Origin of the sequence: Paracoccus yibinensis (genome assembly GCF_030846195.1) — a bacterium.
Lineage (GTDB): Bacteria > Pseudomonadota > Alphaproteobacteria > Rhodobacterales > Rhodobacteraceae > Paracoccus > Paracoccus yibinensis.
This window is the reverse complement of record NZ_JAVCWH010000001.1, coordinates 557,816-584,152: the sequence shown is the minus strand read 5'-3', so window position 1 is coordinate 584,152 and position 26,337 is coordinate 557,816. Positions and strand designations below refer to the sequence as shown.

The 26,337-nt window shown below is 66.8% G+C and carries 24 protein-coding genes; 13 read left to right on the top strand and 11 right to left on the bottom strand.

The features are described from left to right. Positions 1 to 36: 36 nt before the first annotated feature. Positions 37 to 2,718 (bottom strand): DNA gyrase subunit A, encoded by a 2,682-nt coding sequence (gyrA, locus tag RAH32_RS02935; RefSeq protein ID WP_306605208.1) that lies wholly within the window; start codon positions 2,716 to 2,718, stop codon positions 37 to 39. Between the two features lie 171 nt (positions 2,719 to 2,889). Next, positions 2,890 to 3,354, bottom strand: a complete 465-nt coding sequence (locus RAH32_RS02930) for a disulfide bond formation protein B (RefSeq protein WP_306604907.1) — start codon at positions 3,352 to 3,354, stop codon at positions 2,890 to 2,892. 177 nt (positions 3,355 to 3,531) lie between these two features. Here RAH32_RS02930 and ypfJ point away from each other — a divergent pair, with 177 nt between their 5' ends. Further along, the gene (gene ypfJ / locus RAH32_RS02925) at positions 3,532 to 4,377 is read left to right on the top strand and encodes a KPN_02809 family neutral zinc metallopeptidase (RefSeq protein WP_306604906.1); all 846 of its coding nucleotides are present in this window, start codon (positions 3,532 to 3,534) and stop codon (positions 4,375 to 4,377) included. 110 nt (positions 4,378 to 4,487) lie between these two features. Here the strand turns inward: ypfJ and RAH32_RS02920 are convergent, their stop codons facing one another. Beyond that, positions 4,488 to 4,673: a hypothetical protein gene (locus RAH32_RS02920; RefSeq protein WP_306604904.1), complete on the bottom strand. Its 186-nt coding sequence runs from the start codon at positions 4,671 to 4,673 to the stop codon at positions 4,488 to 4,490. A gap of 78 nt (positions 4,674 to 4,751) precedes the next feature. Here RAH32_RS02920 and RAH32_RS02915 point away from each other — a divergent pair, with 78 nt between their 5' ends. After that, a complete protein-coding gene (locus RAH32_RS02915) occupies positions 4,752 to 5,219 on the top strand; it encodes a type II toxin-antitoxin system RatA family toxin (protein ID WP_306604903.1) in 468 nt (155 codons plus the stop codon). A 54-nt stretch (positions 5,220 to 5,273) separates the two neighbouring features. Here the strand turns inward: RAH32_RS02915 and metK are convergent, their stop codons facing one another. From metK to typA, 4 genes are all read right to left on the bottom strand, one after another. Next, entirely contained in the window at positions 5,274 to 6,452 is a 1,179-nt protein-coding gene (gene metK, locus RAH32_RS02910) for a methionine adenosyltransferase (RefSeq protein ID WP_306604902.1), read from the bottom strand. Between the two features lie 4 nt (positions 6,453 to 6,456). Continuing rightward, on the bottom strand, positions 6,457 to 7,848 hold the full coding sequence (gene ahcY, locus RAH32_RS02905) for an adenosylhomocysteinase (RefSeq protein ID WP_306604901.1): 1,392 nt from the start codon (positions 7,846 to 7,848) through the stop codon (positions 6,457 to 6,459). Positions 7,849 to 8,178: 330 nt separating this feature from the next. Then, complete coding sequence (locus RAH32_RS02900) at positions 8,179 to 8,829, bottom strand: TetR-like C-terminal domain-containing protein (RefSeq protein WP_306604900.1); 651 nt, start codon at positions 8,827 to 8,829, stop codon at positions 8,179 to 8,181. A 292-nt stretch (positions 8,830 to 9,121) separates the two neighbouring features. Further along, complete coding sequence (gene typA / locus RAH32_RS02895; protein ID WP_306604899.1) at positions 9,122 to 10,942, bottom strand: translational GTPase TypA; 1,821 nt, start codon at positions 10,940 to 10,942, stop codon at positions 9,122 to 9,124. On the opposite strand from typA, the gene RAH32_RS02890 reads away from it, so the two are divergent. After that, positions 10,941 to 11,207 carry a hypothetical protein gene (locus RAH32_RS02890; protein ID WP_306604898.1) on the top strand — a complete coding sequence of 89 codons (267 nt, stop codon included), beginning with the start codon at positions 10,941 to 10,943 and terminating at the stop codon, positions 11,205 to 11,207. The genes typA and RAH32_RS02890 overlap by 2 nt on opposite strands. A 34-nt stretch (positions 11,208 to 11,241) precedes the next feature. On the opposite strand, the gene RAH32_RS02885 is transcribed toward RAH32_RS02890, so the two are convergent. Together RAH32_RS02885 and RAH32_RS02880 are read right to left on the bottom strand one after the other, a co-directional pair. Further along, positions 11,242 to 11,997: a hydroxypyruvate isomerase family protein gene (locus tag RAH32_RS02885; RefSeq protein ID WP_306604896.1), complete on the bottom strand. Its 756-nt coding sequence runs from the start codon at positions 11,995 to 11,997 to the stop codon at positions 11,242 to 11,244. Next, entirely contained in the window at positions 11,997 to 12,539 is a 543-nt protein-coding gene (locus RAH32_RS02880; RefSeq protein WP_306604895.1) for a DUF1285 domain-containing protein, read from the bottom strand. Before RAH32_RS02880 ends, RAH32_RS02885 begins: the two co-directional genes overlap by 1 nt. Positions 12,540 to 12,602: 63 nt before the next feature. Here RAH32_RS02880 and RAH32_RS02875 point away from each other — a divergent pair, with 63 nt between their 5' ends. From RAH32_RS02875 to lpxB, 8 genes are all read left to right on the top strand, one after another. After that, positions 12,603 to 13,610: an AAA family ATPase gene (locus RAH32_RS02875; protein ID WP_306604894.1), complete on the top strand. Its 1,008-nt coding sequence runs from the start codon at positions 12,603 to 12,605 to the stop codon at positions 13,608 to 13,610. Between the two features lie 7 nt (positions 13,611 to 13,617). Further along, positions 13,618 to 14,502, top strand: a complete 885-nt coding sequence (locus RAH32_RS02870; protein WP_306604893.1) for a DUF58 domain-containing protein — start codon at positions 13,618 to 13,620, stop codon at positions 14,500 to 14,502. Then, positions 14,502 to 17,270 carry a DUF4159 domain-containing protein gene (locus RAH32_RS02865; RefSeq protein WP_306604892.1) on the top strand — a complete coding sequence of 923 codons (2,769 nt, stop codon included), beginning with the start codon at positions 14,502 to 14,504 and terminating at the stop codon, positions 17,268 to 17,270. Before RAH32_RS02870 ends, RAH32_RS02865 begins: the two co-directional genes overlap by 1 nt. Further along, complete coding sequence (locus tag RAH32_RS02860) at positions 17,267 to 19,378, top strand: hypothetical protein (RefSeq protein ID WP_306604891.1); 2,112 nt, start codon at positions 17,267 to 17,269, stop codon at positions 19,376 to 19,378. Before RAH32_RS02865 ends, RAH32_RS02860 begins: the two co-directional genes overlap by 4 nt. 59 nt (positions 19,379 to 19,437) lie before the next feature. Beyond that, positions 19,438 to 19,917: a 3-hydroxyacyl-ACP dehydratase FabZ gene (gene fabZ / locus RAH32_RS02855; RefSeq protein WP_306604890.1), complete on the top strand. Its 480-nt coding sequence runs from the start codon at positions 19,438 to 19,440 to the stop codon at positions 19,915 to 19,917. Next, positions 19,910 to 20,692 (top strand): acyl-ACP--UDP-N-acetylglucosamine O-acyltransferase, encoded by a 783-nt coding sequence (gene lpxA / locus RAH32_RS02850; protein ID WP_306604888.1) that lies wholly within the window; start codon positions 19,910 to 19,912, stop codon positions 20,690 to 20,692. The genes fabZ and lpxA overlap by 8 nt, the downstream gene beginning before the upstream one ends. Next, positions 20,689 to 21,501, top strand: coding sequence for an LpxI family protein (locus tag RAH32_RS02845; protein WP_306604887.1), 813 nt, complete (start codon positions 20,689 to 20,691; stop codon positions 21,499 to 21,501). Before lpxA ends, RAH32_RS02845 begins: the two co-directional genes overlap by 4 nt. 66 nt (positions 21,502 to 21,567) lie before the next feature. After that, positions 21,568 to 22,722, top strand: coding sequence for a lipid-A-disaccharide synthase (lpxB, locus tag RAH32_RS02840; RefSeq protein WP_306604886.1), 1,155 nt, complete (start codon positions 21,568 to 21,570; stop codon positions 22,720 to 22,722). Here lpxB and RAH32_RS02835 read toward each other — a convergent pair. Together RAH32_RS02835 and RAH32_RS02830 are read right to left on the bottom strand one after the other, a co-directional pair. Further along, positions 22,706 to 23,053: a RidA family protein gene (locus RAH32_RS02835; RefSeq protein ID WP_306604885.1), complete on the bottom strand. Its 348-nt coding sequence runs from the start codon at positions 23,051 to 23,053 to the stop codon at positions 22,706 to 22,708. The genes lpxB and RAH32_RS02835 overlap by 17 nt on opposite strands. Before the next feature lie 2 nt (positions 23,054 to 23,055). Beyond that, the gene (locus tag RAH32_RS02830) at positions 23,056 to 23,811 is read right to left on the bottom strand and encodes a sulfite exporter TauE/SafE family protein (RefSeq protein WP_306604884.1); all 756 of its coding nucleotides are present in this window, start codon (positions 23,809 to 23,811) and stop codon (positions 23,056 to 23,058) included. A gap of 276 nt (positions 23,812 to 24,087) precedes the next feature. On the opposite strand from RAH32_RS02830, the gene RAH32_RS02825 reads away from it, so the two are divergent. Then, positions 24,088 to 25,191, top strand: coding sequence for an ABC transporter ATP-binding protein (locus RAH32_RS02825; RefSeq protein WP_306604883.1), 1,104 nt, complete (start codon positions 24,088 to 24,090; stop codon positions 25,189 to 25,191). 72 nt (positions 25,192 to 25,263) lie between these two features. Further along, complete coding sequence (locus RAH32_RS02820) at positions 25,264 to 26,334, top strand: ABC transporter substrate-binding protein (protein ID WP_306604882.1); 1,071 nt, start codon at positions 25,264 to 25,266, stop codon at positions 26,332 to 26,334. Positions 26,335 to 26,337 lie beyond the last annotated feature (3 nt).

The following is a 26,337-nucleotide window of genomic DNA, read 5'->3' as shown; positions in this document are numbered from 1 at the left end:
GTCTTGAAAAAGGCCCGGCAGATGCCGGGCCCTGGTTCATGCTTCAGTCGGTTCCTCGTCGCCCTGTTCCGCGATGCGGGCCACGGACACGACTTCCTCGCCCGCTGCGGTGTTGAAGACCCTGACCCCGCCCGCGCTGCGCGAGCGGAAGCTGATGCCGTCCACCGGCACCCGGATCGACTGCCCGGTCGAGGTCGCCAGCATGATCTGGTCGTCCATTTCAACCGGGAAGCTGGCAACCAGGGCGCCGCCGCGCATGGCCTTGTCCATCGCCATCACACCCTGGCCGCCGCGCCCGCGCACCGGGTAGTCGTGGCTGGAACTGATCTTGCCCGCGCCCTTGGTGGTGATGGTCAGGATCAGATCCTCGGCCGCCGACATTTCCGCATAGCGTTCCTGGGTGATTGCGGCCTCGGCCACGGTTTCCTCGTCCTCGTCCGCCTCGGCCCCGTCGTCAAGCGCACCTTCGACCGCGCGGCGCATCTTCAGATAGGCGGCGCGCTCGGCCGGGTCGGCTTCGAAGTGGCGGATTACCGACATGCTGACCACGCGGTCGCCGTCGCCAAGCCGGATGCCCCGGACCCCCGTCGAATCGCGGCCCTTGAAGACGCGCACATCGGTTGTTGGAAAGCGGATCGCCCGGCCGGATGCGGTGACCAGCATCACGTCGTCGTCCACGGTCGCCATGCGGACGCCCACCAGTTCCACGCCGTCAGGCAGCTTCATGGCGATCTTGCCGTTCGACTTGACGTTGGTGAAGTCCGACAAGGCGTTGCGGCGCACGTCCCCGTCCGAGGTGGCGAAGACCGCCTGATAGTTTTCCCATTCCGTTTCCGGCGCATCGACCGGCATCAGCGCGGCGATGGATACGCCCGGCTCGATCGGCAGGATGTTGACGATGGCCTTGCCCTTGGCCGTGCGCCCGCCCAGCGGCAGCCGCCAGGTCTTCAGGCGATAGACCATGCCGTCCGTGGTGAAGAAAAGCAGTTCGGTATGGGTATTGGCGACGAACAGCGTGGTGACCACGTCGTCTTCCTTGGTCGCCATCCCCGACAGGCCCTTGCCGCCGCGCCGCTGGCTGCGGAACTCGGCCAGGGCGGTGCGCTTGATATACCCGCCCGAGGTGATGGTGACGACCATGTCCTCACGCTCGATCAGATCCTCGTCCAGCATGTCGCCGGACCAATCGGTGATCTCGGTCCGGCGGGGCACGGCGAACAGGTCGCGCACCTCGCGCAGCTCGTCGCTGATGATGCCCATGATCCGTTCGCGCGATCCCAGGATCGCCAGGTAATCGCGGATCGAATCGGCCAATTGCTGCAATTCGCTGGTGACTTCCTGGACGCCAAGCTGCGTCAGGCGTTGCAGGCGCAGGTCCAGGATCGCGCGGGCCTGGGTTTCCGACAGGTTGTAGGTGCCGTCCTCGTTCACCGGATGCAGCGGATCGTCGATCAGGCGCAGGTATTCCAGGATCTCATGCGCGGGCCAGCGGCGTTCCATCAGCCGCTCGCGCGCCGCGGCCGCGTCGGCCGATGACCGGATCGTCGCCACGACCTCGTCCACGTTGCTGACCGCGACGGCCAGGCCGCACAGCACATGGCTGCGTTCGCGGGCCTTGCGCAGTTCGAACGCGGTGCGGCGGGCCACCACCTCCTCGCGGAAGGTGATGAAATGGGTCAGGAAGTCGCGCAGCGTCAGTTGCTCGGGACGGCCGCCGTTCAGCGCCAGCATGTTGCAGCCAAAGCTGGTCTGCAGCGCGGTAAAGCGGAACAGCTGGTTCAGCACCACGTCGGGCGTGGCGTCGCGTTTCAGTTCCACGACGACACGGACACCCTGCCGGTCGGATTCGTCCTGGACCGAGGCGATGCCTTCGACCCGCTTTTCCTTGGCAAGTTCCGCGATGCGTTCGATCAGGCTGGCCTTGTTGACCTGATAGGGCACCTCGTCCACGACGATGGCCCAGCGGTCCTTGCGCAGTTCCTCGATATGGGTCTTGGCGCGGATGATGACGCTGCCGCGCCCTTCCAGATAGGCCTTGCGCGCCCCTGACCGGCCCAGGATCATTGCCCCGGTCGGAAAGTCGGGACCGGGCACGATTTCCAGGATGCGCTCGGTCGGCAGGTCGGGGTTGTCGATCAGTTCCAGCGTGGCGTCGATCACCTCGCCCAGGTTGTGGGGCGGGATGTTGGTGGCCATGCCGACGGCAATGCCGCCCGCGCCATTGACCAGCATGTTCGGAAAGCGCGCGGGCAGGACGGTGGGTTCACGGTCCTTGCCGTCATAGTTGTCCTGGAAGTCGACCGTGTCCTTGTCGATGTCCATCAGCAGGAAGTTCGCGGGCTTGTCCATGCGAACCTCGGTATAGCGCATGGCGGCGGGGGGGTCGCCGTCCATGGACCCGAAGTTGCCCTGGCCATCCAGCAGCGGCAGGGACATGGAAAAATCCTGAGCCATGCGGACAAGCGCGTCATAGATCGCGGCATCGCCATGCGGGTGGTATTTACCCATGACATCGCCGACCGGTCGCGCCGACTTGCGATAGGCCTTGTCGGGCGTGTTGCCGGACTCGTCCATCGCATAAAGGATGCGGCGGTGGACCGGCTTCAAGCCGTCGCGCAGGTCGGGGATCGCGCGGCTGACGATGACCGACATCGCATAGTCCAGATACGAAGTCCGCATCTCGGAACTGATGTCGATGACCGGGCCGTCATGGGGCATCACCTGGCGGGTCGCAGGGGCGGTATCGTCACCCGCCTCGGGGGTCTCGGGCAGGTCGTCTTCGGGGGTGTCGGCCACGGGATTTCCTCAACATCTTGTTGGGTTATATATAGGCAACCTGACCCCTGGGGGCAATGTTTGGCGGCACCCCGGACAAGCTTTAGAACCGGCTTAGGCCCGTTTCGCCGCCATTCCCCAAACCACTGCCAAACCAGCCGAAAAGACGGCGTTCCAGGCCGCCATCGACAGGCCCAGGAACCGCCAGGCCACCTCGTCGCAGCGCACCACGGGGGCCGATTGCAGCCGATCCATCAGATCCTGTGCGGACATGGTGGCTAGGTTGCCGATGGTGCCCGAACAATGCGTCGGACCCTGCCACAGCTTCCATTCGACCCCTGTGTGATAGATCGCAAGTCCCATGGCGACCCCCGCCGCGATCATGCCCAGGATCGCCAGGCCCCGGACCCAGCCGGTCCACCAGACCAGCACCGCCACGATGATCGCCGCGACATGCGGCCAGCGTTGCAGGATGCACAGCTCGCACGGCGCATAGCCTGCCGCCTGAAAACCCAGCGCGGCGATCAGAAGGCCCGCCGAACCGGCCCCTGCCAGCAGGGAAAGTTGTCGTCCGTCCATGGTGCCCTCGTCCTTGATTTGGCTTGTGGATCGTCCCGCAGCACGGCGGCGTCAAGCGCCTTGCGATCTTGTCGCGGCGCTGTGATCATCGGGTGCAGGGCAGCAGCCACGGGAACCTGCGGCATGGCCCTTGTGTTTTGGGGTGGAAGGCCTGTTCGGCCAAGGGAGATCGCGGCAATGCAATGGCGTGGACGGCGCGGCAGCAGCAATATCGAGGATCGGCGCGGCATGGGTGCCGCCGGAGCAGGCGGCGTCGGCGTCGTGGGGATGCTGGCGATCCTGGCTGTCGGATATTTCTTCGGCATCGACATCACGCCAGTGGTGCAGGGACTTGATCAGGGCCAGCCCGGTGAAAGCCGTCCGCTGACCCAGGAAGAACAGGAATGGGGCGAATTCGTCTCGGTCGTGCTGGCGGATACCGAGGAAGTCTGGAGGCCTCTGCTGCCCGAGCAGGCAGGGATCGACTATCGCGATCCGACGCTGGTGCTGTTCAGTGGCGTCGTGCAATCGGCCTGCGGGGGCGCGTCCTCGGCCATGGGGCCGTTCTACTGCCCCGGCGACCAGAAGCTTTATCTGGACACGGATTTCTTCGACATGATGGCCAGCCGTATGGGGGCGGGGGGTGACTTCGCCTATGCTTATGTCATCGCGCACGAAGTAGGCCATCACGTCCAGAACCTGACCGGCGTGCTGGCCGAGACCAGCCGTTTGCGCAGCCAGCTGAGCGAGCGTGATGCCAACCAGGTCTCTGTCCTGACCGAATTGCAGGCCGATTGCTATGCTGGCATCTGGGCGCGTCATGCCCAGCAGCGGTTCGGCACGCTGGAAGAGGGCGATCTCGAGGAAGCCATGGGGGCGGCCCAGGCCGTCGGCGACGACGTGATCCAGTCGAACGCTGGGCGCACGCCGATGCCCGACAGCTTTACCCATGGCAGCGCGGCGCAGCGCCAGGAATGGTTGATGCGCGGCTTCAATTCGGGCGACATGGCCCAATGCGACACGTTCCAGGCGGCGGGGCTGTAAGCCCCCGCAACGAAAGGAAAGGCAATGCTGACGCTTATCACTCTCATGACGCTGGGCCTTGCGGCCCTGATGGCCCGCCGTCCACAGCCGCAGCCGGTCCGCGTCCGTCGCTAACGCGGGATCCGCGGGGCGCGGCCTTCTTCCAGGCGCGCCCAGTCCGGCCACAGTTCCAGCCATTCCAGGACGGCGATCGACAGACCTGCCGCGACGACCACCAGCACCAGCTTGACCATTCGCGCGCTGGGTGGATTTCGCGCCCATTTCGAAGCACGCAGCAGCCAGATCAGGTTGTTCACGGCAATGGCCTCCTGTTAGACCGGGGGACAGGATCAAAAACCAGATCGCCTGACAAGACCGAACCCTGCGAGACACCATTGCCCCATCATCAGGATTCCCGGGACCTTCCCTATACCGCCCAGCAGATGTTCGACCTGGTGGCCGACATCGAAAGCTATCCCCAGTTCCTGCCGTGGAACAGCGCCGCGCGCATCCGGTCCCGCGAAACCCGCCCCGATGGATCCGAGGAGATTGCCGCAGATCTGGTCATCAGCTTCAAGGTCTTCCGCGAACGCTTCGGCAGCCGGGTGGTGCTGTGGCCCCAGGCCGATCCGATGCGGATCGATACCGAATACCTGGATGGCCCGTTCAAGTACATGCGCAGCGGATGGACCTTCGCCGACCGCCCCGAAGGCGGCTGCCATGTCGAGTTCTTCGTCGATTTCGAATTCAGGAACGCGATCTTGCAGAAGCTGATCGGCGTCGTGTTCCACGAGGCGATGGTTCGTATCGTCCGCGCCTTCGAAAGCCGGGCAAAGGTGCTTTACGCTGCCAAGGTGGGGTGAAGGCCCACCCGGCAACAGAAGACCGCGCGGGGTGGGGCTTCCACCCCGCCGCCCTCAGCTCAACGCCGCCTTCAGATCCTCGGCCCGGTCGGTCCTTTCCCAACTGAAGGCGGTTCCCCGGTTCAGTTGATACGGCTGCCGCCCGAAATGCCCATAGCTGGCGGTCGGACGATAGATGGGGTGCAGCAGGTCCAGATCGCGGATGATCGCAAAGGGGCGCAGGTCGAAAACCTCTCGCACCGCGGCCACGATCTTGTCATGGGCCACGGTTTCCGTCCCGAAGGTATTCAGGCTGATCGAGGTCGGCTGAGCCTCGCCAATGGCATAGCTGACCTGGATCTCGCAGCGGCTGGCAAGACCGGCGGCCACGATGTTCTTGGCGACCCAGCGGCCCGCATAGGCGGCCGAACGGTCCACCTTGGACGGATCCTTGCCCGAAAACGCCCCGCCGCCGTGCCGCGCCATGCCGCCATAGCTGTCCACGATGATCTTGCGGCCCGTCAGCCCGCAATCGCCGACCGGCCCGCCGATCACGAACTTGCCGGTCGGGTTGATGAAATACTTGGTGTTGTCCGACAGCCATTCGGCGGGCAGGACCGGCTTGATGATCTCCTCGATCACCGCCTCGCGCAGGTCGGACAGGGTGATTTCCGGGTTGTGCTGCGTGGACAGCACCACCGCGTCGATGGCCTCCGGCCTGCCATCCGCGCCATAGCGCAGCGTCACCTGCGACTTGGCATCCGGGCGCAGCCATTTCAGCGTGCCGTCGCGGCGGACCTTGGCCTGCCGTTCCACCAGCCGGTGGGCATAGGTGATCGGCGCAGGCATCAGCACGTCGGTCTCGTCCGAGGCATAGCCGAACATCAGGCCCTGGTCGCCCGCGCCCTGGTCCTCCAGGTTGTCGCGGTCAACGCCCTGGTTGATCTCGGGCGATTGCTTGCCGATGATGTTGATGACCGAACAGGTCGAGCCGTCAAAGCCCACGTCGGACGAGGTATAGCCGATGTCGTTGATGACGCCGCGGACGATGCTTTCCAGATCGACCCAGGCATTTGTCGAAATCTCGCCCGAAATGATTGCGACGCCGGTCTTCACCATCGTCTCGCAAGCGACGCGGGCGCGCGGATCCTCGGCCAGAATGGCGTCGAGGATCGCATCGGAAATCTGGTCGGCAATCTTGTCGGGATGGCCCTCGGACACGGATTCCGAGGTGAACAGGCTGTATTCTGTCATGAACTCAATACCGGTAATGATCTGACTTGAAGGGGCCTTCGGGCGCCACGCCGATATAGTCGGCCTGTTCGCGCGACAGTTCTGTCAACTTCGCGCCCACCTTGTCCAGATGCAGGCGCGCGACCTTTTCGTCCAAGGCCTTGGGCAGGATATAGACGCCAGGCGCGTATTCGTCGCCCTTGGTCCACAGTTCGATCTGGGCCAGAACCTGGTTGGTGAAGCTGGCCGACATGACGAAGGACGGATGGCCCGTGGCATTGCCCAGGTTCAGCAACCGGCCCTGGGATAGCAGGATGATGCGATTGCCCGAAGGCATCTCGATCATGTCCACCTGGTCCTTGATGTTGGTCCATTTATGGTTGCGCAGGCTGGCCACCTGGATTTCGTTGTCGAAATGGCCGATATTGCCGACGATCGCCATGTCCTTCATGGCGCGCATATGCTCGATGCGGATCACGTCGCGGTTGCCGGTGGTGGTGACGAAGATGTCGGCGCTGTCGGCCACATCCTCCAGCAGGACGACCTCGAACCCGTCCATAGCGGCCTGCAGGGCGCAGATCGGGTCCACTTCCGTGACCTTCACCCGCGCGCCCGCGCCGCGCAGGGATGCGGCCGATCCCTTGCCCACATCGCCATAGCCGCAGACGACCGCAACCTTGCCCGCCATCATCGTGTCGGTGGCGCGGCGGATGCCGTCGACCAGCGATTCCTTGCAGCCGTACTTGTTGTCGAATTTCGACTTGGTGACGCTGTCGTTCACGTTGATCGCAGGGAAGGGCAGCAGGCCCTTCTTGTGCAGGTCGTAAAGGCGATGGACGCCCGTGGTCGTCTCCTCGCTGACGCCCTTGATGGCGTCGCGCTGGCGGGTGAACCAGCCGGGGCTTTCCGCCAGGCGCTTGCGGATCTGGGCGAACAGGGCTTCTTCTTCCTCGCTGGTGGGAACGTCGATCAGGCCGGTTTCGCCCGCCTCGACCCGCGCGCCCAGCAGGACATACATGGTCGCGTCCCCGCCGTCGTCCAGGATCATGTTGCAGGTGCCTTCCGGGAACTGGAAGATCTTGTCGGTATAGGCCCAGTAATCCACCAGCGTCTCGCCCTTGATGGCGAAGACCGGCACACCGGATGCCGCGATGGCTGCGGCGGCGTGGTCCTGGGTCGAGTAGATGTTGCAGGACGCCCAGCGGACATCGGCGCCAAGCGCCACCAGCGTTTCGATCAGCACGGCGGTCTGAACCGTCATGTGCAGGCTGCCCGCGATCCGGGCGCCGGCCAGGGGCTTGGCCGCACCATATTCCGCCCGCAGTGCCATCAGGCCGGGCATTTCCGTTTCGGCGATGTCCAGTTCCTTGCGGCCGAAATCGGCCAGCGAGATATCCCTGATGATATAGTCTTTCACGGCGGTTCGTCTTTCATCTGCTGCGGTCGGGGATGGGATAGCCCAAGGCCGCCGCGACCGAAAGCGAAAATGGCTGCCGTGCCCGACGCCGCCCAGGCGATGGGGATGTGGCTGCGGCGGAACCCCAGATCCGCCGCAGCCCGGAAGACGGCGGTGCGCCACGCGTCTTCCTTCCCTGCGACAAGCCAGCTGCGGGTGACGGCAGCCACCCTTCGAACCAGCAGGCTGTCAGAAAAATCTGAAAATATGATTAAGGCTGGGTCGGCCCTGGGGCAGGCTGACCGCGATGTCAAATAGCATCACTGAAACCGCCAGCCGCAGCCTGGGCCGTCACCCCCTGCCGCGACGCTTTCGCCGGGTCGTGGCGCGGGCAATCCGGGTCACGAAATCCGCCATCGCCTGCTCTGCCGCCTCCAGCGGGGTGCAGGCGTTTGGTTGGGTTTCCAACCGGCCCTCGACGATCATCTGCGCCAGACCAACGGCGAAGGCACGCGAGGACAGGACCAGCAACGGGATATTCTCGTCCTGGCGCAGGTGGCCTGCATCGCGCGCGCGTTCCAGCATTCGCGTCATCAGGTCGATCACGGAATCCAGGTAACGGCGCAATTCAGGTTCCCGCGCGGCATCCAGCGCCGGATGACCGGAAATCAGCCGGAACTGCACCCGATGATCCACCGCCCAGCGGATATAGGCCTTGCCCAGCGCAAGGAACTGGCCCACCGCGTCGTCGGGATTGACCTTCACGACCGCCTTCGTGCAGGAGTCCATCAACCGGACCAAGGCCTGTTCCGCCACGGCGATCAGCAGGCTGCGATCATCGGGAAAGATGCGGCGAAGATCATCGACCGGAATTCCGATGCGCCTGGCGACATCGGGAAGATCGGGGCCGCGACCGTCGGGATCAACGATGATTTCCAGCGTGGCAACCACCGCCTGCCCGTGCAGCCCCAGGCCCTTCATGATGTCGTTGTGCTTGCTCACGCGGCTGTCCTGGTCAACGAGGTTCATGGCGGGACAAACGTGCAGGGGTGGCGCCGGACGCCCCTCCCATATCTTGAACCGATCCTTTCCCGGCTGGTTCCCTGCCAATAACGTCGACAAGCGGGATTGCGGCCGATCCATCGGATGCAGGGCACCGTCGCAAACACCACAAGACCGTATCACCAGACACCAGGGACATGCGCCGACGATCCCGACACGGGTTCCATCGGCTCAAGGTTAACACGGTGCAGGGGGTCTGCGAACTTCGCCAAATGGTCAGGTCAGGGCGAGGTCAGCCCTCGGCGCGGGCCTGGCGCTTGCGTTCGTGGGGATCCAGGTAACGCTTGCGCAGGCGGATGTTCTTGGGCGTCACCTCGACCAGTTCGTCGTCGTTGACATAGGCGATGGCTTCTTCCAGCGACATGCGAACCGGGGGCGTCAGGCGCACGGCTTCGTCCGTGCCGGATGCGCGGACGTTGGTCAGCTTCTTGCCCTTCAGCGGGTTCACTTCCAGGTCGTTGTCGCGGCTGTGCTCGCCGATGATCATGCCGGTATAAAGCTGCTCCTGCGCGCCGATGAACATCTTGCCCCGGTCCTCCAGGTTCCACAGCGCATAGGCGACGGACACACCGTCCTCCATGCTGATGAGAACGCCCTGGCGGCGGCCCTGGATCGGACCCTTGTAGGGCGCCCAGCCGTGGAAGATGCGGTTCAGCACGCCGTTGCCGCGCGTGTCGGTCATGAATTCGCCATGATATCCGATCAGCCCCCGCGACGGCACATGGGCCACGATCCGGGTCTTGCCCACGCCTGCCGGGCGCATGTCCACCATGTCGCCCTTGCGCTCGCCGGTCAGCTTTTCGATCACCACGCCGGTATAGTCGTCGTCCACGTCGATGATGACTTCCTCGATCGGCTCCATGCGCTGGCCGTCTTCCTCGCGGAAGATCACGCGGGGACGGCTGATCGACAGCTCGAAGCCCTCGCGGCGCATGTTCTCGATCAGCACGCCCATCTGCAATTCGCCCCGGCCCGAGACGACAAAGGCGTCGCCGCCCGGCGTGTCCTCGACCTTGATTGCGACGTTCACCTCGGCCTCGCGCATCAGGCGCTCGCGGATGACGCGGGACTGGACCTTCTTGCCGTCCTGGCCTGCCAGGGGCGAGTCGTTGATACCAAAGGTCACGCTGATGGTGGGCGGATCGATGGGCTGCGCGGGCAGGGCGGTGTCGATGTCCAGCGCGCAGATGGTGTCGGCGACGGTGGCTTTGGACATGCCGGCAAGGGTCACGATGTCGCCGGCCTGCGCCTCGTCGATGGGGGTCTGGGTCAGGCCGCGGAAGGCCAGGACCTTGCTGATGCGGAACTGCTCGATCCGCTCGCCGTCGCGCGACAGCGCCTTGACGGTGTCGCCCGCCTTGGCGCGGCCCGCCTCGACCCGGCCGGTCAGCAGGCGGCCCAGGAAGGGGTCGGCGGACAAGGTGGTCGCCAGCATCTGGAACGGCTCGTCCACGCGGGCAATCTGCTTCGGCGGCTGGACATGCGACAGGATCAGGTCGAACAGCGCCGACATGTCCTTGCGCGGACCGTCCAGCGTCTCGTCCGCCCACCCGCCGATGCCGCTTGCATAGACATGCGGGAAGTCCAGCTGTTCGTCATTGGCGCCCAGGTTCGCGAAGAGGTCGAAGACATCGTTCAGCGCGTTGTCGGGTTCGGCGGCGGGCTTGTCCACCTTGTTCAGCACCACGATCGGACGCAGCCCAAGCGCCAGCGCCTTCGAGGTCACGAACTTCGTCTGCGGCATCGGACCTTCGGCGGCATCGACCAGCAGGCAGACGCCATCGACCATGGACAGGATCCGTTCCACCTCGCCGCCGAAATCGGCGTGGCCCGGCGTGTCCACGATGTTGATGCGCGTGCCCTTCCATTCGACCGAAGTCGCCTTGGCCAGGATGGTGATGCCGCGTTCGCGTTCGATGTCGTTGCTGTCCATCGCCCGTTCGGCGACGGCCTGGTTCTCGCGGAAGGCCCCGGACTGGCGCAACAGCTGGTCGACCAGCGTCGTCTTGCCGTGGTCAACGTGAGCAATGATGGCGATGTTGCGGATATCCATGAACGACCCTTTTCAATTCGCGGTCGCCCTACAGAAAAGTCGTCCGAAAGACCAGACGCAATCGCGGCGCCGCCATGGCGCCGCGCATCGGGTCCTAGCGCAGTCCCAGGAAGGACAGGATGAACAAGACGACGACGACCAGGCCGACGATGTAGATGATCGAGTTCATGGCAACGGCTCCTTTGTGTTGACTGCCATGCCTGTATCCTGGAAGGGATGCGGCCCGGCCTGTGCCCTTAGGGCGATCGAACGTTTAACGGTTTGATCTGCATCGGGTTCCATTGCCAGGGCAGACCGCCTCACCTCCGCGGCAGCCAGCCCAGACCCTGTTCGGTCAGGGACCGGGGATTGTATTCGGCGCTGACCCAGCCCTTGTAGCCCGATTGATCCAGGGCGGCGAAAAAGCCCGGATAGTCGATCATCCCGCCCGCCGGTTCGTGGCGTCCGGGAACACCCGCGACCTGGATATGACGGACGATGCCCGCATGTCTGCGCCAGACTGCCATCGCGTCCCCCGTGATCAACTGGGCATGATAGCTGTCGAATTGCAGCCCCAGATTCGGCGCGCCGACTTCGGCGATGATTTCGGCCGCCAGGTCGAAATCCGCCAGGAAATAGCCCGGCTGATCCACGGGGTTCAGCGGCTCGACCGTCAGGCTGACATGGGGGGCGCGATCCGCCGCCCAGGCCAGGTTGCGTGTGAATGTGGCACGCGCCTCGGGGCCTTGGGCGTAGCCTGCCATGACGTGAACATGGCGCGCCCGCAACGCCTCGGCAAAGCGCAGCGCGCGGTCGAAATCGCTGCGGAAACGATCCTCAAGCCCCGGCTCGGCGGCAAAACCGCGCGGCCCGCCTGCCCAGTTGGGCGGCGGCGTGTTCATCAGCACGAATTCCAGCCCCGCCGAAATGGCTGCGCGCGACAGGTCGCGGGCGGGGATGTCATAGGGAAACAGGATCTCGACCCCCTGGAACCCTGCATCCGCCGCGGCGGCGAATCGCTCCAGCATCGGCAGTTCGGTGAACAGCATCGTCAGGTTGGCGGCGAAGCGGGGCATCAGGGTTCCAGCGGAAAGAACACGCCGCCCGACCGGATGCCCGCGCGGCCCGCATCCTCGGCCGCGGCGGCGGCGAGGCGATAGAAGGTCTTGCGGTCGATCAGGGCTTCCAGCCCGGCGCGCACATGGACATAGGGACGCGGCGCGTCAGGGGTGCCGCGCAGGGTAATGGGGTTGTCCGGCCCGGCCGTGACCCGGTCGCCCACGTTCGTGGTGAACGTCACGGCATCGGGCAGGATATCGGCGTCGATTGCGAGGAAAGGCGCGTCCACAACGCGGATGCCCACCTTCTCGACCGGCGTCACCAGGAAGAAGCTGTCCCCTTCTCGCTTCAGGATCGTCGAGAAAAGCCGGACCATGGCGGGGCGGCCGATGGGCGTGCCCTGATAGAACCAGCTGCCGTCGGCGCGGATCTCCATGTCCAGGTCGCCGCAGAAGGGCGAGTTCCACAGATGCACGGGCGGCAGGCCCCCCTTGGCCGCCTTGCTGGCCGCGGCGGCAATGCCTTCGGCGCTCACAGCTTTGTCACCGCGATCTGCCATTCTCTGTGGTCGCCTTTCCGATATCCTCTTATGGTTCGTCTAAAGCAGCGAAGGGACGTTGTCATGGCTTCGGATGAGAATCTGGTTACGCGGGTCGAACAACTTGGGCAAAGCCTTGCCGATGCCCGCGCCAGCATCGAGCGCCGTTTCGTCGGCCAGCATCAGGTGGTCGAACAGGTCCTGGCGGCGATCCTGTCGGGCGGCCACGCGCTGCTTGTGGGCCAGCCGGGCCTTGGCAAGACGATGCTGGTCGATACGCTGTCCACTGTCCTGGGCCTGGGCAGCCAGCGGATCCAGTTCACCCCCGACCTGATGCCCGCCGACATCCTTGGGTCCGAGGTTCTGGATGTCCTGCCCGACGGGTCCCGCGCCTTCCGCTTCATCGAAGGCCCGGTCTTCACCCAGCTTCTGATGGCGGACGAGATCAACCGGGCGTCGCCGCGCACCCAGTCCGCCCTGCTGCAGGCCATGCAGGAGCGCGAGGTCACGATCAGCGGCCAGCACCGCCCCCTGGGCCGTCCGTTCCACGTCCTCGCGACCCAGAACCCCATCGAGCAGGAAGGCACCTATCCGCTGCCCGAGGCGCAGCTGGACCGTTTCCTGCTTCAGATCGACGTGGACTATCCCGACCGCGACACCGAACGGGCGATCCTGCTGGCCACCACAGGGGTCGAGGATGGGCGCGCCCATGCCGCCTTCGACGCCGAGGGGCTGATCGACGCGCAGCGCCTGATCCGCCAGATGCCCGTGGGCGAGGGGGTGGTCGAGGCGATCCTGGATCTGGTCCGCGCCTGCCGTCCGGGCGGCGCGGAAACAGCCGGTTTCATCGGCGACACACTGATCTGGGGGCCGGGACCGCGCGCGGCGCAGGCCCTGATGCTGGTGACACGCGCCCGCGCCGTGCTGAACGGCCGCTTCGCCCCCACGCTGGAGGATGTCGAGGCCATGGCCGCGCCTGTCCTGCGCCACCGCATGGCGCTGTCCTTCGCCGCCCGTGCGCGGGGGGAAACCGTGGACGGCGTGATCGGCCGTCTGCTGGCCGACCGCTTCAGCGCACGCCAGGCAGCATGAGGGCGTCTTGACACAACGCCCCGCCGATCTCCGCGCCGCCACCCTCAGATCGGGGGCGCAGTCGGCCAGCGGCCATCTGCCGGCGCTGATCCTGTCGGCGGAACGGCTTGCCGCGATGATCGCGCCGGGCGCCCACGGCCTGCGCCGCAGCGGTCCCGGGGAAGATTTCTGGCAATACCGCCCCGCCGCCCAGGGCGATTCTGCCCGGTCGATCGACTGGCGCCGGTCCGCACGGTCGGACGCACAATTCGTCCGCGACCGAGAGGCGCAGACGGCGCAGGCGGTCGGCCTCTGGATCTCGGCCGGGCAGGGGATGGGTTATGCGGGTTCGCCCGACCGGCCGACCAAGGCGGACCGGGCGCATCTTCTGGCGCTGGCGCTGGCGATGGTTCTGCTGCGGGGGGGCGAGAAGGTGGGCCTGCTGGGCCAGCCAGCCCGCGCGGGCCGGGTCCAGGCGGACCGGCTGGCCGAACAGATCGCCGCCTCCGTGCCGATCCCCGGCGACGACGACGCGCCGTCCCCCGACATGTTGCGCCCCAACCAGCGTCTGGTGATCCTGTCGGATTTCCTGACCGACACGGCCTGGGTCGATGCGCTGCTGGCCCGAGCGGCGGGCATCGGCGTCACCGGTGTTCTGATGCAGATCCTGGACCCGGACGAGGAGGTTTTCCCTTACGAGGGCGCGGTGCTGTTCCGGTCCCTGTCGGGCGCCGTCCGCCATGACAGCCGCGATGCGGGCGGGCTGCGCGATGCCTATCTGGCGCGTCTGGCGGAACGCCGCGACTGGCTGCGCCGCCGGGCGACCCAGGCGGGCTGGCAGTTCGGCCACCATTCGACCGGCCATGCCCCCGCCGTGGCGCTAAGCTGGCTTTATCAGGTGCTTGCCGACTGATGTTGATGCTGGGTCCCATAGGCTTCGCGGCCCCCTGGGTGCTGACCGCGCTGATTGCGCTGCCGGTGCTGTGGGTGATCCTGCGCGCCCTGCCGCCCGCGCCGCGCCAGGTTGCCTTTCCCGGCGTGGCGCTGCTGCGGGGATTGCTGGACCGCGTTCCGATTGCGCGGCGCACGCCCTGGTGGCTGCTGCTGCTGCGCCTGGCGGCGGTGGCCGCGATGATCCTGGCCTTCGCCGGACCAAGCTGGAAGCCGGCGGCGCCCGGCAATCAGACCGGCCCGCTGCTGGTGGTGCTGGATGCAGGCTGGTCCGCCGCGCCCGATTGGCCCGCCCGCGTGACACGCGCCGAATCCGCGTTGTCGGACGCGGCAGCCCAGGGTCGCCCCGCTGCCCTGCTGCTGGCCGATGGCCGTCCCGCGCCCGGCGCATTGCCCTTTGCCCCCGCCGATACCTTGCTGGCGGGCCTGCGCGCCGCGCAACCGGTGTCCTGGCCTACGGGCCTTCCCGATGATCCCAGCGCGACCCTGGCTGCCGTCCCCGAGGGCCAGCTTTCCACCCTGTGGATCAGCGACGGGTTGGATCACCCGAACCGCGCCGCCTGGCTTGCGGCCGTGGCCGACCGCGGGCCGGTGACGGTGGTCCCGCCCGCGCGCGCCCTTCGGTCGCTGTCGCTCCATGCTGGCGACACCCCGTCCCTGACGCTGTCCGCCACGGACGAGGCCGCGCCTGCGATCCTGGCCATCGGTCCCGACCCGCAGGGCGTCGAACGCGAACTGGCCCGCCTGACCCCTGGCGATGCGGCCACGGCTGCGGGGATCAGCACCCGCCCCACGGCCATCGACCTGCCGCCCGAACTGCGCAACCGCATCACCCGCTTCCAAGTCGAGGGCGAGGCTCATGCCGGTGCTGTGGTCTTGGCCGACGACCGGGTCAAACGCCGCAAGGTGGGCTTGGTGGGCGAGGCGGACCGGCAGGCTGAGGGGCAGCAGCTTTTGTCGCAACTGCATTATCTTCGCCGTGCGCTGACGCCCACGACCGATCTGGTGGAAGGTGGACTTGGCGATGTCCTGAACACCGCGCCGGACGTGATCGTGCTGGCCGACCAGGTCGATCTGGCCGAAGCCGATGACCTGGCCGCCTGGGTCGATGAAGGGGGGCTGCTGATCCGTTTCGCAGGCCCCCGCATGGCCGCGTTCGAGGATTTGCAGGACGAACCCCTGATCCCCGTTGCCCTGCGGCAGGGCGGGCGCGACATCGGCGGGGCGCTGTCCTGGGGCGATCCGCGCGGGATCGCGCCCTTTGCCGCCGATGGGGTCTTCGCCGGGCTGACCCCGCCGGAGGATGTCGCGATCCGCGCGCAACTGATGGCGCAGCCCGCGCCCGATCTGGCGGAAAAGACACTGGCCGCGCTGTCGGACAATACGCCGCTGGTGACACGCGCCCGCGTGGGGCAGGGGCAGGTGGTGCTGTTCCATGTCACCGCCAATGCCGAATGGTCGAACCTGCCGATCTCGGGCCTGTTCGTGGACATGCTGAATCGCCTGGTTCAGACCGCCCGCGTCTCGCCGGCCGAAGAACGGGCGGACGATCGTGACCAGCCGTTCTGGACGCCGGAAACCGTGCTGGACGGCTTTGGCCGCGCCTCGCCCGCCGAGGGGCTGGCGCCGGTCGCGGCGGCCGACCTGGTGCTGGGGCCGGGGCCGGACCGTCCGGCGGGCATCTATGCCGCGGGCGAACGACGGGTGGCGCTGAACGCGGGCGGTCCGCTGGTGCTGGCCCAGTGGCCCGGCGCCACGGTTGAGGCTGCGGGCGCGGCCACCGGGCGCGATCTGCGCGGCCTGCTTCTGGCGCTGGCGGCGCTGATGCTGGCGCTGGATGCGTTGGGGTCGGCGATGATCGCGCGCGGCGGACGGGTCGCGGCGGCCATGCTGCTGGCCGTGATGATCCTGCCCGCGCCCCAGGCTCAGGCTCAGGCCCAAGAACCGGCGCCGGACGTGAACCCCGAACTGGCCCGCGCCGCCAACGAGGTCGCGCTGGCCTATGTCGTGACCGGCGACGATCGTGTGGACGAAGCATCGCTGGAAGGGCTGCGCGGGCTGTCGATGGTGCTGGCGCAGCGCACCTCGGTCGAGCCGGGCCAGCCGGTCGCCATCGACCTGGACCAGGACGACCTGTCGGTCCTGACCTTCCTCTACTGGCCGATCACCGACACGCAGCCTGCGCCCTCGCCGCAGGCCTATGTCCGGCTGAACCATTTCCTGCGCTCCGGCGGGATGATCCTGTTCGACACGCGCGACGGCGATGTCGCCGGCGTTGGCGGGCCGGACATGTCGCAGGCGCTGCAGACCCTGGCCGCGCCGCTGGAGGTCCCGCCCTTGTCGCCGGTCCCCGACGATCACGTCCTGACCCGCAGCTTCTATCTGCTGTCGGATTTTCCGGGCCGCTGGCAGGGCAATCCCGTCTGGCTGGAGGCGCCCCCCGCCGGGGCCGAAGCCGCCGAGGGGGTGCCCTTCCGCCAGTTGAACGACGGCGTCAGCCCCGTGGTGATCGGCGGCAATTCCTGGGCCGAAGCCTGGGCCGTCGATGAGAACGGCTATCCCACCTTTCCCATCGGCAGCGGATGGGAGGGCGAGATGCAGCGCGAGATGGCCTTCAGGTTCGGCGTGAACCTGATCATGTATGTCCTGACGGGCAATTACAAATCCGACCAGGTCCATGTTCCCGCCCTGCTGGACCGGATGCGGACCGAGGAGACGCTTGGCCCATGACCCAGCTTCGCTTCGACCCGCTGCTGCCCTGGTGGGCGATCACCGCCCTGGCCGTTCTTGCGCTGCTGGTGGCGGGTTTCGCGCTGTGGCGGGGCCTGCGCGGCTGGGCCTGGCGGGGACTTGCCGGGCTTGCCGCCGCCCTGGCCCTAGCCGGACCCGCGCTTGAGATCGGCAGCCGTGCCGGGCTTTCGGACATCGTGATCCTGATCGACGACCGTTCCGCCAGCCAGAGCCTGCCGGAACGGACCGCGCAGGCCGATGCTGCGGTGGCTGCCATGACCCGCCAGATCGCCGCGCTGCCCAATACCGAACTGCGCCGCGTGACAGTCGGCGACAGCGACGACGGCACCCTGCTGGCGACCGAGATGGCCCGTGCCATCGCCGCCGAACCTGAAACCCGGCTGGCGGGCGTGATCGCCGTGACCGACGGGCGGCTGCACGACCCGGCCATGCTGCCCGCAACGGTGCCTGCGCCGGTCCATGTGTTGTTGACCGGCAGGCCCCAGGACTGGGACCGCCGCCTGGTGATCGAGGAAGCCCCCGCCTTCGGCCTGATCGACCAGCAGGTGACGATCCGCCTGCGGATCGAGGACCAGGGCGTCGTCCCGCCCGAGGCGCAGACAGGATCCGTCAACCTGCGCCTGTCCCTGGACGGCGAGGACGAGCTGGTTCTGGCTGTTCCCCTGGGCCAATCCATCACCCTGCCTTTGACGCTGGATCACGCCGGGCAGAACGTCGTGCAGGTCGGTTTCGACGCGCCCGAAGGGGACGAACTGACCGACCGCAACAACAGCGCCGCCATCACCATCAACGGCGTGCGCGACCGGCTGCGGGTGCTGCTGGTGTCGGGCGAACCCCACGCGGGCGAGCGGACCTGGCGCAACCTGCTGAAATCCGACGCGGCGGTTGACCTGATCCACTTCACCATCCTGCGCCCGCCCGACAAGTCGGACGGCGTCCCCGTCAACGAACTGTCGCTGATCGCCTTTCCGACCCAGGAACTGTTCATGGAACGGATCGGCGATTTCGACCTGATCATCTTCGACCGCTACAGCGTGCGGGGAATCCTGCCGCCGGATTATTACCTCAACATCGCCCAGTATGTCGAAGACGGCGGCGCGATCCTGATTTCTGCGGGGCCGGAAATGGCGGGGGTCGAAAGCCTTTATCTGTCCCCGCTGGGCCGGATCCTGCCTGCCCGCCCGACGGGCCGGGTGCTTGAACAGCCCTTCCGGCCCGAACTGACCGAGGAAGGCCGCCGCCATCCCGTGACCGCCGCACTGCCGGGGTCCGAAGGCGAGGATCCGACCTGGGGCCGCTGGCTGCGCATGGCCACGGTCCAGCCCGACCCCGATGCGCAGGTCGCCATGACCGGGATCGACGACGAACCCCTGCTGATCCTGGACCGCGTGGGCGAGGGGCGGGTGGCGCTTCTGACCTCGGACCAGGTGTGGCTGTGGGGGCGCGGTTTCGAAGGGGGCGGGCCGCAGCTGGAACTGCTGCGCCGCATCGCCCATTGGTCGATGAAGGAACCCGAGCTGGAGGAGGAGGCCCTGCTGGCCGATGTCTCGGACGGGATGACGGTGCGGTTTACCCGCCGCACCATGGCCGACAGCGCCGGCCCGCTGGTCGTGACCCGCCCCGATGGCGAGACCGAGGAGGTGCCCCTGTCTGAAGCCGGGCCGGGCCGCTTCACCGCCGACTGGACCGCGCCGGAACCGGGACTGTATCGCCTGGCGGACGGCGGCCTGCGCCGGGTGCTGGCGCTTGGTCCTGCCGCCCCGCGAGAGTTCGAGCAGACGGTGGCAAGCCCCGCCGCCTTGCAGCCGCTGATGTCGGCGACCGGGGGCGGGGCCGTGGCGCTGTCCGACGGGGTGCCCGACCTGCGCACGGTCGATCCGGGACGCAGCGCCCATGGCAGCGCGGCGCTTGGCGACTGGATCGCGATCACGCCGCGCGACGCGGCATCGGTGACCGGGCTGGAACGTCAGCCCCTGCTGCCTGGCTGGGCCTGGCTGCTGCTGGTGTCGGGGCTGATCCTGACCGGCTGGCTGCGCGAAGGCCGGCCCGGCAAGGCTGCGCCCATGGCCCCGACCTCGCCGGGCTGACCGCTTGCCAAGTGGCAACCGCATTGCTAACCGGAATAAAACGTCCTGAAGGAACGCTCATGGCCGAAGAAACGCGCGCGCCCGCCCCTTATGCCGAGGCCGATCTGTCGCTGATCAAGCGCATCATTCCCCATCGCTATCCGTTCCTGTTCATCGACAAGGTGCGCGACATCGTCCCGCACGAAGGCGGCGTGGGCATCAAGATGGTCACCAGCAACGAGCCGCATTTCCAGGGCCACTTCCCCGAGGAACCCGTCATGCCCGGCGTCACCATCGTCGAGGCGATGGCCCAGACATCCGCCGTGATCGTGGGCGTCAGCATGAACATCATCGACAAGCCGCTGGCGACCTATTTCATGGGCATCGACAAGTGCAAGTTCCGCCGCATGGTGGTGCCGGGCGACGTGCTTGAACTGCATTGCAAGGCCCTGCGCGGCGGCGGCAAGATCTGGAAGTTCGAGGGCCGCGCCCTGGTCGATGGCCAGCTTTGCGCCTCGGCCGAATTCACCGCCATGATGGCCCTGAAGGCCGATGGTTGAGATCCACCCCACCGCCGTCATCGAGGACGGCGCGCAAATCGGCACGGGCGTGCGGATCGGCCCGTTCTGCGTGGTCGGTCCCAAGGTGCGGCTGGGCGACGAGGTGGAGCTGAAATCCCACGTCGCCATTGCCGGGGATACCAGCATCGGCGCGGGCACGGTGGTCTTTCCCTTCGCCTCGATCGGCGAGGTGCCGCAGGATCTCAAGTTCAAGGGCGAGGATGTGCGGCTGGAGATCGGCGCGCGCAACCGCATCCGCGAATACGTCACCATGAACCCCGGCACCCAGGGCGGCGGCGGCGTGACCCGCATCGGTGACGACGGGCTGTTCATGGCGGGCTGCCATGTGGGCCACGACTGCCAGCTTGGCGACCGGGTGATCCTGGTCAACAACGCGTCCCTGGCCGGGCATTGCCACCTGGACGACGACGTGATCATCGGCGGGCTGTCGGGTGTGCATCAGTGGGTGCGCATCGGACGCGGTGCGATGATCGGCGCGGTGACGATGGTGACGGCGGACGTGATCCCCTATGGCCTCGTGCAAGGCCCGCGCGGGCATCTGGACGGGCTGAACCTTGTCGGGTTGAAGCGCCGGGGCGCCAGCCGCGCCGACATTCATGAGTTGCGCGAGATGCTGGACCGGCTGGGCGCGGGCAGTTTCCGCGACCGTGCCCGCCAGATGGCCGAAGCCGAGACGGGGGCGATGGTGCGCGACGTGCTGGACTTCATCCTGGGTCCGTCCGACCGCAGTTTCCTGACCCCGAAACCTGCATGAGCCGCACTGCCGTCATCGCAGGCCAGGGTGCCCTGGCCCCCGCCGTCATCGCCGCGCTGGATGCGCCGCTGGTCTATGCCTTGGACGGCTTTGCGCCGGACGGCGTGGATGCGCAACCCTTCCGCCTGGAACGGCTTGTGCCCTTCCTGGACAGCCTGACCGATCAGGACGTGTCGCGCGTGGTTTTTGCTGGCGCCATCCGCCGCCCGCGCCTTGACCCGGAACTGTTCGACAACCGCACCGCGCAACTGGTGCCGCGCATCATGATGGCGATGCAGTCGGGCGACGATGGCGCGCTGCGGGCGGTCCTGGACGTTTTCGAGGAACATGGGCTGTCCATCGCCTCGGTCGCCGAGATCGCGCCCGATCTGATCCCAGGCGAGGGCGTGCTGGCGGGCCAGCCCTCACCTGCCGATCGGCGGGACGCCGAACGCGCGGCCTTGATCCAGGCGACGCTGGGACCGCTGGACGTGGGGCAGGGTGCTGTTGTGGCGCAGGGCCAGTGCCTTGCCATCGAGACGCTGCCGGGCACGGCGGCGATGCTGGAATTTGCCGCCCGCCATGCGGACCTGCGCCCCAATCCCAAGGGCGCGAGGGGCGTCTTCTACAAGGCGCCCAAGCCGGGGCAGGACATGCGCATCGACCTGCCGACGCTTGGTCCCGACAGCGTGTCGCAGGCCGCTGCCGCCGGATTGGCCGGAATTGCCTGGCAGGCGGGTGGCGTGATCCTGTTGGATCGGGACGAGGCAGTCCGGCGCGCGGAAGCCGCAGGGTTGTTTTTGTGGGCGATGCCGCATTCGGGTATTTAGACAAAGAAGAAACCGGCTTCTTCTTTGCCCAAATACCCATAAAACAGCAGCAACAGGGTGACGCGCATGAAGTTCTTCCTGATCGCGGGCGAGCCTTCGGGCGACCAGTTGGGCGCGGCGCTGATGGCGGGCTTGCGCGAGTTGGTGCCGGATGCCGAGTTCGTGGGCATCGGCGGCGAGGCGATGACGGCGCAGGGCCTGGGCAGCCTGTTCCCCATGGGGGAGCTGAGCGTCATGGGCATCTGGGAGGTGCTTCCGAAATACCGCCACCTCAAGCGCCGCATTGCCGAGACAGCCGCCCGCGTCGCGGCCGAAAGCCCGGATGCGCTCATCGGCATCGACAGCCCAGATTTCTGCCTGCGCGTGGCCCGCGCGGCGCGGGCGCAGCGTCCCGACCTGCGGGTGATCCATTATGTCGCCCCTTCGGTCTGGGCTTGGCGGCCGGGGCGAGCCTTGAAGATGGCCGAGGTGGTCGATCACGTCCTGGCGATCCTGCCCTTCGAGCCGCCCTTGATGAAGGCGGCAGGCATGTCCTGCGATTTCGTGGGCCACCCCATTGCAACCGCCCAGGTGGCGGGACCGGACGAGGCCGCGCTGTTCCGCGCGGGCCACGGCATCGCCCCCGATGATCCCGTCGTCCTGTGCCTGCCGGGGTCGCGCGCGGGCGAGGTGGGGCGTCTGCTGCCCCGGTTTGGAGAGACCCTGACGGATCTGCGCCACCATGCCCCCGACATACAGGTGGTGCTGCCGACCGTGCCCGGCGTCGTGGGTCAGGTCCGACAGCTGACCGCGCAATGGCCCATACGGCCCCTGATCGTCGAAGATGCGGACCAGAAGCGCGCGGCCTTTGCCGCGGCTGACCTGGCGCTTGCGGCATCGGGCACGGTCAGCCTGGATCTGGCGGCGAACCGGGTGCCGATGGTGATCGGCTATGATATGGCGCCGCTCAGCCGGATGCTGGTGGGTATGCTTCTGAAGACCGACACCGTGACCTTGGTGAACCTGGTCAGCGACACCCGCGCGGTGCCCGAATTCCTGGGGCGCGACTGTCAGCCCGCGCCGATGGCGCAGGCCCTGCTGCGGTTGCTGAACGACCCGGCGGCCCGGCAGGCCCAACTGGACGCGATGGACCTGACCATGGACCGCTTAGGAAAGGGGGGCGAGGCGCCGGGTCTGCGCGCCGCCCGGTCCGTGTTGCGGGCGGTTACAGGACCGCGGTGACGATCACCTCGACCTTGTAGTCGGGGGTGGCCAGCTTCGCCTCGCCCGTGGCGCGGGCGGGGGTGTGGCCCTGCGGCGCCCACTGGTCCCAGACGGCGTTCATTTCCGCGAAATCGGCCATGTCGGCCAGCCAGATCTGCGCCGACACGATGCGGGTCTTGTCGGTCCCGGCCTCGGCCAGCAGGCGGTCCACATGTTCCAGCACCACGCGGGTCTGGTCGGTGACGGATGCGCCGGGTTCGCCCACCTGGCCTGCCAGCCAGACGATGCCGTTGGCGATGACCGCCTGGCTCATGCGCGGGCCGGTCTCGATACGCTTGATGTCGCTCATGTTCATGCTCCTTGGATGAGACGCCAGAAAAAGATCGCGGTCATGCCGAAGCCCACCACGGCGATCAGCAGACGCAGCCTGTCGCGGGGAATCATGCGGGCCACGGGCGCACCGGCATAGCCGCCCGCGATGGTGCCCACGGCCATCAGCGCCGCCGGTCCCCATGCCACCGCGCCACCCGCCGCGAAGATCGCGAAGGCGATCAGCGACAGGGCGAAGGACAGCCAGCATTTCAGCCCGTTCATCGCGTGCAGGTCGGTCATGCCCCACATGGCGAAGACCGCCAGAAGAATGATCCCCAGGCCGCCGTTGAAATAGCCGCCATAAACCGCCACCGGCAGCAGGATGCCCAGGCCGAAGGGCTTGACCACCGACCGCCAGCGCGAGGCCATCCTCCGCACGTCGTCGGCGCGATAGAAGACCAGGGTCGCGGCCAGCAGCAGGAAAGGCACCAGGATCGAAAAGGCCTCGTTCGAACTGACCAGCAGCAGCCCGCTGCCGATGGCGCCGCCGATCATCGTCCAGATCGTCAGCTTGGCGAAGGGCGCGTCCTGGATGCGGCGGATGTCGCCGCGAAAGGCGATGGCCGCGGACAGATAGCCGGGCAGGGCGGCGATGGTGCTGGTGGCATTGGCCACGACGGGCGGGATCCCCACAAAGACAAGCGCGGGAAAGGTGATGAACGTGCCGCCGCCGGCGACGGCATTCAGCATCCCGCCGAAAAACGCGGCGGCGAACAGAAGCAGGGCCTCCAGCATGGCAATCCTTCGATCAGGGGCGAAGGACGCGCGTCCTTGGCGGTGGGCGGGATTCGGATCGGCCGCGACGCTAGCCGCAGGGTTGCAGGGGCACAAGGCCATGCGCCCCCGCCCGCTTTCGGGGTGGCCTGTCCCCCGGGCGGGCGGGTGTCACCGTGGCATGTTAGCGACCTAAACCCCCGGTGAAATGTCGCAAATGGTGTTGCACGACTACCGGGCAGGGGCTTAACGTGCAGATGCGCTGACAACGAGAACCAGAAACAGGGAGAGCGCCTTTTGCTGGACACGACCCGCGGCGATGCCTTCGTCGCCTTTGAACATGTGCAAAAAAGCTACGATGGTCAGACGCTTGTCGTCAAAGATTTGAACCTGGCCATTGGCAAGGGGGAATTCTTGACAATGCTCGGGCCGTCGGGTTCGGGCAAGACGACCTGCCTGATGATGCTGGCAGGGTTCGAGACCGCGACCCATGGCGAAATCCGCCTGGCAGGCCGGCCGATCAACCAGGTGCCGCCCCACAAGCGCGGCATCGGCATGGTGTTCCAGAACTATGCCCTTTTCCCGCACATGACGGTGGGCGAGAACCTGTCCTTCCCGCTGGAAGTCCGCGGCATGTCCAAGGCCGAACGCGAAACCCGCATCGCGCGCGCGCTGGACATGGTGCAGATGGGCAAGTTCGCCAACCGCCGCCCCGCGCAACTGTCGGGCGGCCAGCAGCAGCGGATCGCGCTGGCGCGCGCCCTGGTCTTCGACCCCGAGCTGGTCCTGATGGACGAACCCCTGGGCGCGCTGGACAAGCAGTTGCGCGAACACATGCAGTTCGAGATCAAGCACCTGCACCATCGCCTTGGAATTACGGTGGTTTACGTCACTCACGACCAGGGCGAGGCACTGACCATGTCGGACCGCGTGGCGGTCTTCAACGACGGCCGCATTCAGCAGCTTGCCGCCCCCGCCGACCTGTATGAACGCCCCGAGAACAGCTTCGTCGCCCAGTTCATAGGCGAGAACAACAAGCTGCCCGGCGTGATCGAGGAGCTGTCGGGCGACAAGGCCCTGGTGCGCCTTGCCACCGGCGAGGTGATCGACGCCACGCCGGTGAACGTGACTGCCAGGGGCCAGCAGGTGCTGGTGTCGGTCCGCCCCGAACGGGTCGAGTTCAAGCCCGAGATGATGCCCCCCGGCGCCCACATGATCGCCGCCGAGGTCTGCGAGGTCATCTACATGGGCGACATCCTGCGGGCTCGGCTGAAGGTGGCGGGCAGCGCGGATTTCGTGATGAAGATGCGCAACACCATCGGCCAGACCCGGCTGGAGCCCGGCCAGCAGATCAAGGTCGGCTGGCATCCGGCGGATGCCCGCGCGCTGGATCCCGTCTGATCGCGGGTCGCGCCACCCGGACGGCCCACGAATGACGGCAAACGCCGCATGTTTTTGCAGTTGGAGTGATCAATGAGAAACACGCTTGCCCTGACCACCGCGCTTGGACTGATCGCCTGTCCCGCGCTTGCCGAGGTAAACCTGCTGTCCTGGGGCGGGGCCTATGGCAACAGCCACCTGGAGGCCTATGCCAAGCCCTTCGAGGCCGAGACCGGCATCAAGGTGACGATGGCCGACGCCGACAACCCCGCAACCCCGATCAAGGCCATGGTCGAGGCGGGCAACGTCACCACCGATGTGGCATCGGTCGAATATGCAGATGCCGTGCGGCTGTGCGACGAGGGCCTGCTTGAGGAAATCGACCCCGCGATCCTGGTCGCGGCCGAGGACGGCACCGCCGCCACCGAGGACTTCATCGAGGGCGCGATCACCGACTGCTTTGTCGCGACCGACGTCTATTCGATGGTCCTGGCCTATGACGCCAGCAAGTTCCCCGACGCCAAGCCCGCCACCCCCGCCGATTTCTTCGATCTTGAGAAGTTCCCCGGCAAGCGCACCATGCGCAAGGGCGCCAAGTTCAACCTGGAACTGGCGCTGATGGCTGACGGCGTCCCCGCCGCCGAGGTTTATGAGGTCCTGGGCACTCCCGAGGGTGTGGACCGCGCCTTTGCCAAGCTGGACACCATCAAGGATCAGGTCATCTGGTGGGAAGCCGGCGCCCAGCCGCCGCAGCTTCTTGCCGATGGCGAGGTCACGATGGCCTATGCCTTCAACGGCCGGATCTTCAACGCCGCCCAGGGCGAGGGCAAGCCCTTCGAGATCATCTGGGACGGTCAGATCTATGAGATGGAAGGCTGGGTGATCCCGAAGGGGGCCGAGAACCTGGAGGATGCGAAGAAGTTCGTGGCCTGGACGACCTCGCCCGCGCCGCAGGCTCGTGCGGCCGAGTTCATCAGCTATGGCCCCCCGCGCAAATCCGCCGCAGCCCTGGTCGGAAACATCGAGGGGACCGATCAGCCGATGGGTCCGCACCTGCCCACGACCGAGGAAAACATGACCAACGCCCTGGCGTCGAACCTGGAATTCTGGGTCGATCGGGACGCCGAACTGAACGAACGCTTCAACAGCTGGCTTGCAAGCTGAACG